General features: G+C 46.3%; 15 protein-coding genes. 1 reads left to right on the top strand and 14 read right to left on the bottom strand.

Annotated features, from left to right (window positions below):
- Positions 1-55: 55 nt before the first annotated feature.
- The 4 genes from QF041_RS25010 to QF041_RS24995 all read right to left on the bottom strand — a co-directional run bounded on the left by QF041_RS25010 (position 56) and on the right by QF041_RS24995 (position 2,876).
- Entirely contained in the window at positions 56-964 is a 909-nt protein-coding gene (locus QF041_RS25010; RefSeq protein ID WP_307416055.1) for an aldo/keto reductase, read from the bottom strand.
- 179 nt (positions 965-1,143) lie between these two features.
- Positions 1,144-1,314: a hypothetical protein gene (locus QF041_RS25005; RefSeq protein ID WP_017692200.1), complete on the bottom strand. Its 171-nt coding sequence runs from the start codon at positions 1,312-1,314 to the stop codon at positions 1,144-1,146.
- A gap of 172 nt (positions 1,315-1,486) precedes the next feature.
- Complete coding sequence (gene gpmA / locus QF041_RS25000; RefSeq protein WP_076328872.1) at positions 1,487-2,230, bottom strand: 2,3-diphosphoglycerate-dependent phosphoglycerate mutase; 744 nt, start codon at positions 2,228-2,230, stop codon at positions 1,487-1,489.
- A 73-nt stretch (positions 2,231-2,303) separates the two neighbouring features.
- Positions 2,304-2,876, bottom strand: a complete 573-nt coding sequence (locus QF041_RS24995; RefSeq protein WP_017692198.1) for a DUF420 domain-containing protein — start codon at positions 2,874-2,876, stop codon at positions 2,304-2,306.
- Between the two features lie 374 nt (positions 2,877-3,250).
- Between QF041_RS24995 and QF041_RS24990 the strand changes: the two genes are divergently transcribed.
- A complete protein-coding gene (locus QF041_RS24990; RefSeq protein WP_307416054.1) occupies positions 3,251-4,441 on the top strand; it encodes a cation:proton antiporter in 1,191 nt (396 codons plus the stop codon).
- 288 nt (positions 4,442-4,729) lie between these two features.
- On the opposite strand, the gene QF041_RS24985 is transcribed toward QF041_RS24990, so the two are convergent.
- From QF041_RS24985 to QF041_RS24940, 10 genes are all read right to left on the bottom strand, one after another.
- Positions 4,730-5,215: a DedA family protein gene (locus QF041_RS24985; protein WP_307416053.1), complete on the bottom strand. Its 486-nt coding sequence runs from the start codon at positions 5,213-5,215 to the stop codon at positions 4,730-4,732.
- Between the two features lie 13 nt (positions 5,216-5,228).
- Positions 5,229-5,774, bottom strand: a complete 546-nt coding sequence (gene pssA / locus QF041_RS24980) for a CDP-diacylglycerol--serine O-phosphatidyltransferase (protein WP_307416052.1) — start codon at positions 5,772-5,774, stop codon at positions 5,229-5,231.
- 21 nt (positions 5,775-5,795) lie between these two features.
- Positions 5,796-7,544, bottom strand: coding sequence for a sensor histidine kinase (locus QF041_RS24975; RefSeq protein ID WP_307416051.1), 1,749 nt, complete (start codon positions 7,542-7,544; stop codon positions 5,796-5,798).
- Positions 7,541-8,221, bottom strand: coding sequence for a response regulator transcription factor (locus QF041_RS24970; RefSeq protein ID WP_036606855.1), 681 nt, complete (start codon positions 8,219-8,221; stop codon positions 7,541-7,543). The genes QF041_RS24975 and QF041_RS24970 overlap by 4 nt, the downstream gene beginning before the upstream one ends.
- Before the next feature lie 250 nt (positions 8,222-8,471).
- Entirely contained in the window at positions 8,472-9,284 is an 813-nt protein-coding gene (gene thiD, locus QF041_RS24965; protein ID WP_017692191.1) for a bifunctional hydroxymethylpyrimidine kinase/phosphomethylpyrimidine kinase, read from the bottom strand.
- 105 nt (positions 9,285-9,389) lie between these two features.
- Entirely contained in the window at positions 9,390-10,088 is a 699-nt protein-coding gene (locus QF041_RS24960) for an ABC transporter permease (RefSeq protein ID WP_307416049.1), read from the bottom strand.
- Entirely contained in the window at positions 10,081-11,004 is a 924-nt protein-coding gene (locus QF041_RS24955; protein ID WP_105601907.1) for an ABC transporter ATP-binding protein, read from the bottom strand. Before QF041_RS24955 ends, QF041_RS24960 begins: the two co-directional genes overlap by 8 nt.
- Positions 11,005-11,131: 127 nt before the next feature.
- A complete protein-coding gene (locus QF041_RS24950; protein WP_307416048.1) occupies positions 11,132-12,064 on the bottom strand; it encodes a sensor histidine kinase in 933 nt (310 codons plus the stop codon).
- Entirely contained in the window at positions 12,061-12,726 is a 666-nt protein-coding gene (locus QF041_RS24945) for a response regulator transcription factor (protein ID WP_373461405.1), read from the bottom strand. Before QF041_RS24945 ends, QF041_RS24950 begins: the two co-directional genes overlap by 4 nt.
- A 204-nt stretch (positions 12,727-12,930) precedes the next feature.
- The gene (locus QF041_RS24940) at positions 12,931-13,782 is read right to left on the bottom strand and encodes a DegV family protein (protein WP_076212843.1); all 852 of its coding nucleotides are present in this window, start codon (positions 13,780-13,782) and stop codon (positions 12,931-12,933) included.
- Positions 13,783-13,843: the final 61 nt, after the last annotated feature.

Below are 13,843 nucleotides of genomic sequence, written 5' to 3'. Positions count from 1 at the left end.
TGGCTGATCTTCATTGTACCTCGTATAGTTACAATTGAAAATAGGCTTAATGGAGTTAACGATGCTGCTTGTACAAATTAGCGGGACTGAGTTCTCGTATTTCCTGAATTTCCGCAGCGGTGAGTGCAGGCGAATTCGAAGCTGCAATATTGTGCAGCAACTGTTCTCTTGAACTGGCACCAGGGACAACTGCTGCTACGGCAGGATGGGATAACGCGTAGCGGATAGCTGTCTGAGCCATACTGCGTTGGTCTGTAACAAGACGACTTAGCCCTTGCCGAATGGTATATAGTTGCTCTGGCGTATAGTCCAGATAACCTTTGTCTGCCTTGGCAGATCCGGAATCGGCAAGCACTCCGCTAGCTACGGGCCCACGGGCAATTACGCTGATCCCCTTTTGTTCCAACAAAGGCAGCACTTCTTCTTCCGCTCTGCGGTCAGCAATGCTGTACTGGTTCATCACACTGACGATGGATGCCCTCTTTACATACTCCCGAATCACATTGGGACGAATGGAGGAAATTCCGTAATATCGGATATGTCCTTCCTTCTTTAGTTCCTCAAACGCTTCGATCGTCTCTTCGATGGGGTCGTCCAAGGTCCCGCCATGCAGCTGATACAGATCGATGTAATCGGTCTGCAGACGCTTCAGACTTTCATGTACAGCCTGCTTAATGTAGGCTTTGGACGGGTCCCATGACCAGCCCTCTTTGCCCGGCATACGACGATTACCTACTTTGGTCGCCACAATGACTTGGTCCCGACGCCCCTTAATAGCTTGTCCTACAATCTCTTCATTACGCCCTGCGTCGTAAAGATCGGCTGTATCCAGCAGATTGACCCCATGATCCAGAGCCTCATGAACCAGGCCCACAGCGTGCTCCATTTCAGTTCCAAGTGACATACATCCCAGCCCAATCTCAGACACCATCAGTTCGGATGTACCCAGACGATTTTTCTTCATATGTGCATCTCCCTCCATACGTTCTGCAAGTATCCATTGTATCATTCTTGCTGGCAAAAATCGCATTTCACACAAAAGCAAGGGATTGCTTTTGATTGCACAAAAAAACCTGGAACGACTTCATCTCCAGGTTTCTCATGATCAGCATTTTAATTCAACGATAAACGAACTATCGCAATCTATTTCACTTCCACACGTGGTCTGGTTTTACTTGTTCCATTGGACGAATTGGAGTTTTTCATCATACCCGAGACAGTGCTAAACAGCTTATCTCTTGCTTGTTTGTTCCTCATCAGATAAGTCACACCTGCGCCGATAGCCGTCATGATAATTCCTCTTCTTTTAGACATGTGCTTCTCCTCCTTCAGGATAAATGTACATCGTGTCTTGTTTGACAATTACCCTGTGGGAGCAAAACGAAACGAAGTGCAGGCTTGATCGCAGAAAAAAAGATGACCTCCGAATTAAAATTCAGCGGTCATCTTTCACTTGCTCTGTTGAGGCATAAACGTTCACACCCGTTTAATCAGATGGCGTTGCCACATGGGTCATTTCTTCATGTTTGTAGGTCGAACCATCGGCCGTCAGATAAAAGTGCCCGATGGGATGTAGATCTTCATCCAATTCGTAGACAAGCGGAATGCCTGTCGGGATATTGAGCGCCATCACGTCTGCTTCGGACAATTGGTCCAGATGCATGACGAGTGAACGGAGCGTGTTACCATGCGCAGAGATCAGCACTCTTTTGCCAGCAGACACCATCGGTTTAATCTCCGCATTCCAGTACTCCAGTACACGCTTCGAGGTATCCATCAGGTTCTCCGTAAACGGGATGGTGCATCCGAGCCGCTTGTACTTGTCCAGATCCTGCACATATCGGTCATCAGTTTCGTCCAGTGCCGGGGGAGATACGTTAACGGATCGTCTCCATTCCTTTACTTGGTCTTCACCGTACTTCAGAGCAGTCTGTTGTTTATTCAGTCCTTGCAGCGCACCATAATGGCGTTCATTCAACTTCCAAGTCTTCGTAATGGGAATCCACATGAGGTCCATTTCATCCAGCGCAATATCGAGTGTTCGGATAGAACGTTTCAGCACGGATGCATAGGCATAATCAAAATCAAATCCCTGTTCCTTCATGATCTTCCCTGCTTTACGAGCTTCTGCGTAACCATCCGTCGTCAGATCCACATCTGTCCATCCGGTAAAACGATTCTCTACATTCCACATGCTCTGTCCATGGCGAATCAAAACAACTCTGTACATAAACGTGAACCCTCCTTCCATGGAAACATTACCCGCAAGTCAAACTAATTAGCACAGTGAAACGTTCATAACATTAATAATATGGTGCCATCATGAGATATACTACAACACCTGTAGAACTGACGTACAGCCAGATTGGCATCGTCCAACGTGCAATTTTGCGGTGTTTCTTCAATTGATTCGTCCAACCCCACACAAGTGTGAATAATGCCAATGGAACAATCAGGGCTGCCAGTATACTATGGGTAATCAAAATAAAGAAATAGATCGAACGAATGATGCCCTCGCCGCCGTATTTGGACGTCTCTGGTGAGAGGTAATGAAACGTCAGATAGGTCACGAGGAATAACAGTGTCGTTGAGAATGCAGCAAGAATAAATCGTTTGTGCAGCTTCACATTCCGCTTGATAATAGCAATAAGCGCTGCGAGCAGGAAGATGAAGGTAAAGCTGTTAAACACGGCATTAAACCGCGGCAACACCGTAATATCAAAGGTTACATCACCTTTGTAACCAATCGACGGTGCGAAGAACAATAATAAAATAATGACATTAGCGAGAATGGAAATCGTGATAATGATGCCTGCGAAATTTTTATTACTCGTCGGGGATGGAATGTTCGGCTCCCCTTTGTTATTTTTGCCCAATGCAAAATCCTCCTCATATCCTAACTTCTATGTTCTATATCATTATATCTCGCCAATTCCAGGCTGTTAAGTGACAACACTCTGAACAAAAACCGCTGCACTCCCCTATAAAATGCCCCTTTACGGCCTTTTTCAATCAAATCCATTCCGGTTCCCATTTACCCGAGTCCACATTTGTGGTATAATTAATGCAATTAATCACATACGCGTTGAAACTGGAGGAGCCTGTCACCAAGGGCCCTCTTTGTCTTTTTCAGGCACAGAACGGCACTCTCTTAATGCCTTTCTGTGCCTTTTTGTCTTTTTAAAGCTGAGAATGGATCGCCCTTGGGTTGGTTAACCTATAGACGCTACTACTGGAGGGGAGTACACCTATGGAATTTATTTTGGTTCTTGCACTTATTTTAATCTTTACCAAACTTGCTGGTGATCTATCCGTAAGATTGGGTCAGCCATCGGTCCTGGGGAAACTGATTGTGGGTGTCATCCTCGGGCCTGCAATTCTCGGTTGGGTTCAGCAAAGTGATTTCGTGCATTATATGGCTGAGATCGGGGTATTGCTGTTAATGTTCATTGCCGGACTGGAAACCGATCTGGAGCAATTAAAGAAAAACTGGAAGGCGGCCTTTGCCGTAGCGGTCGGCGGTATTATTTTGCCTTTTATCGGGGGATACGGTTCGGCCATAGCCTTTGGTATGTCACAGACACACGCACTGTTCTTTGGACTTTTATTCTGTGCCACTTCTGTCAGCATTTCGGTTCAGACACTGAAAGATATGGATCAACTCAGCTCTCGTGAGGGTACAACAATCCTTGGTGCTGCTGTCGTCGATGATGTCCTGGTCGTTGTCATTCTTGCCGTTATGATGAGCTTGCTGGGTACAGGTGGAGGAGACACTTCGATTTCTTTGCTTATCGGTAAGAAGTTGTTATTCTTTGTTATTATTATCGCAGCCAGCTGGTTCCTTGTTCCACGCATCATGAAGTGGATGGCACCACTGAAAGTAACCGAGACCGTTATTACTGCGGGCCTGATCATTTGTTTCGGATTCTCGTACTTTGCAGAGTGGATGGGTGTTGCTGGAATCATTGGAGCATTTGCCGCTGGTATCGCCATTTCCCAAACCAACTTCAAACATGAAGTCGAAACCAAACTGGAACCGATCGCCTACGGAATTTTTGTTCCAGTGTTCTTTGTAAGTATTGGCTTAAATGTCACCTTTGATGGCGTGGGTTCACAGATTTGGTTTATTGTTGTTATAAGCCTCATCGCCATTGTTACCAAACTTATTGGTGGTGGAGCTGGTGCACGACTGACCGGATTTAATATGTCATCTTCACTGGCCATTGGGTCAGGAATGATATCAAGAGGTGAGGTTGCCCTGATTATCGCTTCAACGGGACTTGCTTCCGGATTGCTTGATTCGGAGTACTTCACCAGCGTTGTGATCATGGTTATTGTTACTACGCTGGTTACTCCACCACTCCTTAAAATCACCTTTGCACGCAAAAAAGGGGAAAAGCAAGTTGAAAGAGGAATTGAAGAATCTCATTTAAGTGGGTAACTGTGGATGCTAAGATTGAAAGGTATTGAAATCATTGCATATATAAAGCTATACTTGCGTTAATTAAAATGAACTTTACGGTTCGTGAAGTACACGCCGCTTTGATCCATTCTCTCCTTAAACAAGAAGGTTGGGAATGGTCAGAGCGGCGTTTTTGTATTTTCATAAAATATTTCCTTTTCGTTACTCATTCACAGTTCGCTATAACTCGTAGAAAAACAAAAAAAGACCACCTTACACTCAAGAGGTCTTCCATCCTTGCCTGTTGTTACAACAGGCTGTCCCATTTTAAGTTAACACGCCAACATAAAAACCAATTGAGATAAAGACAACACACCAGACGAATGCACCAATGCCCGACACGAGAACGTACCTGCCGATGGCCATCTTGCTAATTCCAGAGAAACAGCACATCAGATGACGAATGCCTGGAATGAAGTAACCCAGGATGATGGACCAATAGCCATATTTGAGGAACCACGACTCCACCCTGCTGAATCGTTTGGCATTAACGCCGACCCACTTGCCGTATTTTTCAACCAGCGGCCTGCCCGCTTTCTTGCCAATCATGTAGCTCAGCAGCCCTCCGGTAAATGCGCCACCGAAACTGACGGCGATGGATACGGAGTAATCCAATACCGAGATGGAGGCGAGATAACCGACAAAGGTCATCATCACCTCATCCGGAATCGGCATGCCAATAACGCCAAGAGCCAGTAGTCCGTATATTGCGAAATAACCATATTGACCAATAAATTCTTTTGCAAATTCCATACTGACTCGCTCCTTATTTCGGTTCCACAATATCCTTCTCATGTGAGGCTAGCACTTGTTTTAGAGACGGGAATCGGATTTGGCTCACCATGAGACCGGATAATACAATAATGACAAGATAAGCTACACCATGTGTGAAATAAGGACTCCAGAGCGCGAAAAAGGACATCAGACCTCCGGCAAATGTAATCGGCATCCCGACAAAACCACTGCTTGCTGTCTTCTGACAGTTATAACGGGCCAGACGCAAAGCACCGCAAACCGGAAACAATGCAGTCAGGGCCATCCCCAGCACACTCACTTCAATCATGGAATTCAGGTACAGAATCAGCACGGGCGCTGTTCCGAATGAAACTACATCCGCAAGCGAGTCCAGGGACTTGCCGAACTCACCCTCACAATGCAATTTACGAGCCGCATACCCGTCAAACAGATCAAAGAACATCGCTACCCATATCATCATCACAGCCAGGGCAAATTCACCATGAATAGCCATAATGACTGCCAGCATGCCTGAACTCAGATTCCCCAAGGTTAAAATCGATGGTAAAGACTTCATAAGAGTTGACTCCCTTTCGTACTAGGCTTTAGGAAAAATAATATAAAAACGGACTCCATCCGGTGTATTCTCCACTCCATAACTGCACCCATGCAGATCAAGAATCTGCTTCGCAATGGCCAGACCAAGCCCGGTCCCCCCCATTTTACGATTACGTGAGCGCTCTACCCGATAGAACCTCTCCCATATATACTGCCGCTCAGCTTCAGCAATGTGCTCGCCCTTGTTTTCAATGGAAATATGGACAAAACCTTCACGCCTGCTGATCTCAATAGTTATATCGGTATGTGGTATCGCATGACGTATAGCATTCATCATGATATTAAAAATAACTTGCTCCAGCTTGCTTCGGTCACCCTCAACCGTCTGTTCTGTTGTGGATACAAGCACCACATCCAATCCTTTGTCCTTCAGTTGCGGACCCAGACGGCCGGCGATATCTTCAATCATGTCAGCCAGTGCAACAGCATCCGTATTCAATTGAACCGCTGAGGATTCCAGTCGCACCAGATCCAGCATCTCTTCAACCATCGTTTCCATTTTAATCGCCTCATCGGCAATGATCTCAATGTAACGCTCCCGTTTGCTCTCACTCACGCCATCCTTCAGCCCTTCAGAATATCCCTTAATAATGCTGATTGGAGTCTTAAGTTCATGTGATGCATCGGCAAAAAACTTGCGCTGACGCTGTTCAATCTCCTGCTTCATTTCCATATCTGTACGCATCTGCGTGTTGGCCTGCCTCAGCTCTTCCAGTGTCCGACCCAAGGTTCCCGATAAGGCATTGAGGCTGTTAGACAAACTGCCGATTTCATCATTACGCCGAATGGGTGATTTCACCGTGAAATCCAGTGTAGACATTTTCTTGGCGACATGGTTCAACGCCAAGAGCGGCTTCGTAATAATTCGGGACAGGAGTAACGCCAGCAACAGAATCAATATAAATGCCCCTATGCCGAAATACGCATAGAACAAACGTGTTGCCTCATTCGCTTCCCTCATCTCCTGTAGAGAGGTGAGCGAAAAGATCAGTTGTTGCTCGGGTCCGGAACGATGCACTGGAGCAATGGTGATGACATTGCGAACACCGCTCCAGCTATCCATCCATTCTTCATTGAGCATTTTGCCATTCGCCAAGGCAAGTTGGTCTTCGGTAGATAAAGGGAACCGGCTATCCAGTGCTTGCACCAGCAGTCCCTGCCTCTGACTCCACGTTGCCAGATTGGGAAGAACGACCTCGGTTAATACGCCTGACCATTCCTTTACCGGTTCAATTGATTCCTGAAAGCTTTCTGTTCCCCATGCGGCAGAAGTGGCATCCTGGATTTTGAATGGATAGACCATGGATTCGCTGGCCGGACCTTTCACCGTCAGTTCTTGCCCATATTTCAGATGGGATGTAATCCAGCCAGCATTCTCACTATTGATAAACAAGGACAAGGACACTTTTACGTGACTTCCATCCTCTTGAAGCAACGTAATGTGGAACGGGTCATTAACCAGTCTTCCGGTATTCGTCAGAATGACCAGATGTGATTGATTCTGACGCATGAACTTCCCGGTCTCCTTAGCCAGCTGTAAATCACTCCAATGTCCATTGGAATATTGCTGTTCGAACTTGGACAGCTTTTTCTTCATACTGCTGACCTTTTGATGCTGATAGAAGTCGGGGAACCAGAACAACTGGGCAAAAACCGTCGTCCCATATAAAAGAACCAGACATCCTGCCATGACCAGGAAAAGCTTCATCGTTACGCCATTTCTTCTCATGCTTCTGCCTCGAAACGATATCCAGTGCCAATCACCGTCCGGATACACTTGGCTTCATCACCCAATTTGCTCCGCAGCTTCTTGATGTGAGTATCCACAACACGTGAGTCCCCTTCAAAATCAAATCCCCAGATCCGATTCAAAATAGCATCCCGGGACAACACAATGCCTGCATTACGTACCAAATAAAGCAACAGATCATATTCCTTTGGTGCAAGTTCCACTTCAATTCCGTCCTTCTCCAGGCGTCTGGCCCATGGATCAAGGGTTACCTGTCCGAAGCGAATCACACCCTGCTCTCGTCCAAATGCACCTTCAACACGCTTCATTAATGTCTCTGCACGTGCAACCAGCACACGTGGACTAAACGGCTTGGTAACGTAATCGTCTACGCCCAGCTGAAATCCATGAATTTTATCGTCATCCTCGGACCGTGCAGTCAGCATGATAATAGGTACGGTGGATTGGGATCGAATATGCCCACATAACGTCCATCCATCCATTTCAGGCATCAAAACATCCAGAATAACCAAATCCACCTCATGCAGAGCTAACAGTTCCAGTGCCTGTACTCCATGTTCTGCTTCTATGACGTTCCATTGTTCTTTTATGAAATAATCGGCCACAATCTCACGAATGCGGCTTTCATCTTCCACCAGAAGCACTGTTCTGATCATGGCCGACTCTCCTTTTTAGATTTCTGATGATAACATACCTATTCCATGTGTCGTTCATGTGTCCATACATGTTTTGGAATGCTCCCATGATATATACGATTAATATAAGCCAAAAGTTACTAATTTTTATAAAAATTCGCATAAAAAAGAAGCCATCAACGAGCAAGCTCCTGCTCATTGACAGCTACTTGAATGAAATCGAAGTGTGTTATCCAGAATTGATGCGCTACTGCGCGCTCCCTGGCAACACTTAACGTTGTTGCTCCAGACGGTGTGCCACATGCAGTGTCGGGCCAACAAAACGGTTCAGCGGGAATCCGCCGGCAATCGCTTTGGTCACGAAGGCTTTACCTTCACGAACAGCCTCTTTCACTGAAAGACCACGAGCCAATCCTGCGGTAATCGCCGCAGACGTCGTGCAGCCCGCACCATGCGTATATCCGGAGCCGACAACATCGGCTTCAAACCATTCGTAGTTGGTTCCATCATAGAGTAGATCCATTGCTTTACCCGGGCTAATGACACCTCTGTCCTTGATTAGAACATGTTTCGAGCCATGGGCATGAATTGCTGCTGCCGCTGCTTCCATCTGTTCCTTGGAGCGAATTGGTCCACTCTTCGCCAGTTGGGATGCTTCGAACAGATTAGGTGTAACCAGATCAGCACCTGGCAACAGGAATTCGATCATCGCTTCCGTATTTTCCGGTTGCAGTACTTCGTCTGTACCTTTGCAGACCATTACCGGATCGATAACGATCTGTGGCAGACCGCTACGGCGAATATGTTTTGCTACCAGTTCAATAATATCTACAGAACCGAGCATACCTGTCTTCATGGCATCAAAACCGATGCCGTCCAGAACAGTGCGAAGCTGCGCTTCAACTACATTTAATTCAACAGGAAAGACCTGGTGATCCCATGTTTCGGGCTCCATTGCCACAACCGTAGTCAGTACGGTCATGCCATACACACCCAGCTCCTGAAAAGTTTTCAAATCAGCTTGAATACCTGCACCGCCGCTCGTGTCCGAACCAGCTATTGTTAATGTTTTTGGAATCGTCATGGTAGTTGCATTCTCCTTCGTGTCTCAGTTGACATTATCCTATCCCTTGTACGAGCGGATGTCAATGGCATCTGAAGCCATACAGAGCATGGCTTTCCGAATGATTCAGTTCACATCTTTTGTCTCCAGACGAACCATGGACATCGAAGCAATCCATATCCCTATTGCTCCAAGGGTCAGAGGGATAATAATAAGCGAATGAATGGAAACTTCCGACCCGTTGAATCCGGAGCAGACAATCAAAACCAGCAAAATGGACGAGACCATTGTAGTGGTAACAGAATGCTTACGCATACCGAAGAATAGGGGAATGAGTGCCATACACGCAGCCGATAAAGAACTCATACTGTACTTCACCAGAAGTCCCAATATATCCTGATTTGTCAATGATCCGGGAATGAAGGAGTAGAAATGATTAACAATCAACAACAGTGAACCCATCAACAGATCGGTAACCATAATCATCACAAATGTAAAAGCAAACACGATAATCAATTTGGCAGCAATGATTTTATGACGCTGGATGGGATAGGTGAACATGACGTTCATCGTTTTATTTCTATACTCACTGATCACCAGCTTGGATAATAAAGCCCCTGCAAATATGATAAAGGTCGCTCTCGCAAACGTATCGATAATCATAAAGGCGGTCTGGTAATCGGCATAGGCATAATCTTCTGCTCCCACATCCACGAATCCAATCATGATCAGAAAAAGAAGAATGGCTATACTGGCAATACCTGCCCCTGCAAAATTACGTGCAAAACGGTGCTTCCGCATCTCAAGTCTGATTAGTTTAAGCAACGTCTTCATCCCCTTTCACAAGCTTCATGAAGTGTTCTTCCAGGGAATGAGCCCGTTTGGATATCGATTCGATCTCAATGCCATGCTGAATCAGCTTGGTGGTTAATTCCGATGGAATGATTCCCGGATCATAGATGCGTAACGTTTGGTCATCAACCAGTTTATAATTACTCAAACCAAGCTGGTGTTCAATGACATAGGTCGCTTTGCGGATATCCACCGCCTGTAACTCAATGTACTCATTTTGACTTCCACGAATGCTCTCCATTGATACTTCCTCGACCAAACGACCGCCGCGAATGACACCAACTGTGTCCGCAATCTGCTCTATCTCGCCAAGAATGTGACTGGAGACCAACAGGGTAATGCGATACTCATTACTAAGGCGCTTGAACAAATCTCGCATCTCCCGGATCCCTACAGGGTCCAATCCGTTGATCGGTTCATCCAGAATGAGCAGTTCAGGTGTGGTTATAAGTGCACGAGCCAGTCCCAGCCTCTGCTTCATGCCCAAGGAAAAGTCTTTGACCGGTTTCTTGCCCGTATCCTTCAGCCCTACCATTTCCATCGTGTTGTCGATGATCTTTTTGTTGTAGAATCCCATGTATTCACAGTGAAGCTCCAGATTCTCGCGAGCAGACAGTCTATCGTAGAAAAAAGGATATTCAATAATACTGCCCATTCGCTTCAGCACTTCATAAGAGGTCGGCGTAAGCTTCTCCCCAAACAGTTCTATCTCCCCTGTGGTTGGTTTGACGAGATTGGTGAGCATCTTCATGATGGTTGTTTTACCAGCACCATTTGGACCGAGGAATCCATAGATCTCACCTTGCTTAATATTCATATTGACGTTGGATACAACCTCCACCCCTTCATATACTTTGGTCACATCTATTGTTCGTGCGATATAATTCATCGTCCTTGTTCTCCTTTACGTCCCCTGTCCGGGTTCCTATATCTATATTGTAAAGAGAAAAGTCTTCTTTTTTATTAATCAAATCTTACAAAAACCTTAAGTCTGACCGGACACGCCAACGCAGGGTCTACCAAGCCTTTAGGGTAACCGAGAATACAGTCCGTTGATGTGGCACACTATGCAAGTGAATACTTCCACCCATCCGCTCAACTAGCCGTTTCGTAATGGTCAGACCCAGGCCACTGCCTTGATAGAGTCGATTGCGGGAATCCTCCAATGTATACATGCGTTCAAACACACGACTATGCTCGCTCTCAGGAATCCCTTTTCCCTGATCCCAGATCTGTAGCGTCACAGGTCCACCTATCGAATGATCAAGTGAAAGCCCCAGTACCTTACCCTCTGCTCCATATTTCATTCCATTGGTAATGAGATTATCCAGCACACGGTCCAATGCTTCTTCATTCGCTTGCACGAAGATATCACCATCAGGTATCTCCAGCTCCACGTGCAACCCCAGATTCGTCAACATTTCATAAAAGGAAAGCATCTTCAACCGGCATAATTCGCTTATATTCACTCGACTAAGCACTAGCTCCGTGTCTCCAGATTCCAGCTTCGCCAGATCAAAAAAGGAATGGATCAAACGCAGCACTTCCTGCGCCTTATCTTGTATTTTCTCCGTCATAATCTTCCGTTCCTGATCAGTCAATGATGGACTGTGCAGCAAGGTCTCACTATAACCTAGCACAACGGTGAGTGGCGTTTTCAGATCATGCGAAATGTTAGAGAGCATATTACGCATCTCCTTCTCCTGGTTCGCATAACCGGCCTTAGCGCGGTGCGCATGATCGAGCAGCTGGTTCATGTCTTTCAGAAGCCGGCTAACTTGATCATCACTATTGAATACAAGCAAGCGCTCAAAGGTGCCTTGATCCAAAATATCGGATATTTTCTGATGAATATAGGTCAGGTGTTGGTTTCTTTTCTGGAATTTCAACCACAATACAATAAAGGCAATGGCCAGAATACCCGTCGTGATGGTAAAAATCAGTGTCATCCCTGCTCCGCCTCCAGCTTATACCCGATGCCCCAGAGTGTCTTGATATACTGGGGAGCCGAAGGATCTGCCTCCAGTTTCTCACGCAGACGACGCATATGTACGTTAATGATATTTTCGTCTCCATAATAATGATCGTTCCAGACGGAAGCGTAGATCTGAGCCTTGGTGAACACTTTGCCAGGATGGGTAACCAACAGCTTCAGGATGCCAAATTCCTTGGATGTCAGTTTGACGGGTGTACCTTCTCGCTCCACCTCGTACGTCTCCATGTCAACTACAAGTCCTCCAATGTGAATACGCTGATCTTTAGCCAATTCAGCCACAGGCGGAGTGGTATAATTGGCGCGGCGAATCGCAGCTTTGATGCGGGCAGTCAGTTCGATTAACGAGAACGGTTTGCTCAAGTAATCATCTGCACCGAAGCCCAAGCCTAACGCTTTGTCCACCTCCCCATCCTTCGCAGACAGAATGAGCACAGGTATCAGACTGACTGCCCGAATGGTTTGCAGCACATCCATCCCACTTTTGCGGGGCAGCATCAGATCCAGAATAACCAGATCGTACCCGGGTTGGGACTGGCTGAACTGAAGTTCTGCCTCTAAGCCGTCATATGCATAAGTGACGTCGTAGCCCTCTTTTTCCAAGTACGGCCCGACCATCTCACTAATTGAACGATCATCTTCAACAAGCAACAAGCGATGACTTAACACATGTTTCCCTCCAACAAGAACAGTTTTCTTTATTACCTCACAGTTTGTTTGAATTGGCAATGACATACGAAAAAACCTGACAGGATCACCACTTTGACATCAAGTGTGTTTCCTGCCAGGTCTATGAGAGTCTATAGATGAGTGGTTGTGCGTCTAATCTCTATATCCGTTCTCACTGTGAATCCAGCACAGTCCAATGGTTCCTGCACCTGCATGGATACTCACCACAGGGATAAACGGCATGATTTCGGTCTTTAATCTAGGCAGCAGAGCTGCAATCTGTTTTTTGATTGTGACGGCTTCTTCCTGATTGTTCGCATGCATAATGCACACATGCTTTACTTTCTCCATATCCAGCTTGAGCATATCCAGCATGCGCTCTTTTGTCCGCTTGAACGTGCGAATCTTCTCATTCACAACCACTTTGCCCTCTTCAAATCGGAGCAGCAGATGGATCTTGAGCAGTTGACTGATGATCAGCTGTGTGCCCGACACCCGTCCACTGCGATGAAGATGCTGAAGACTGGCCGGTATGAGGTAAAAGGACATGTTATCAATCATCTGTTCAATGTTTACTTTGATCTCGGCAGCCGAACATCCCTGCTTCTGCCATTCCAGTCCTTGCATAATCATCTCACGGTGAGGATAGGCACCTGCCTTTGAATCAATTGCGGTCACCGTCACTCCTGCAATCTCTGCAGCCTGCATGGACGTATGCAGCGTTCCGCTAAGCTCTGTAGAGCAATGAATCGTAATAATCTCATCGTACTTGTCTTTGAGCGACTCATACAGTTCAATGAATTCGCCAATGGGTGGCTGCGAACTGCTCGCACGTGAAGCCTCCGCAAGTTTCTCATAGAACATTTCAGATGTAATGTCATCGGTTTCCCGATAACATTCCTCTCCAAATACGATGCGCAGCGGTACGATATAGATATGATTTTGCTCCGCAAAAACGGGATCCAGTGTACTGGTACTATCGGTGACCCATGCAATTTTCTTCATGACATCCTTCTCTCTTGCCGGATTGTTCGTTCTGTATCCTCAATCGTCAGGCACAAGCCCG

Source organism: Paenibacillus sp. W2I17 (genome assembly GCF_030815985.1).
In the GTDB taxonomy this organism is placed as follows: domain Bacteria; phylum Bacillota; class Bacilli; order Paenibacillales; family Paenibacillaceae; genus Paenibacillus.
The sequence above is the reverse complement of the archived record's forward strand: the minus strand, read 5'-3'. Positions and strand labels throughout refer to the sequence as shown.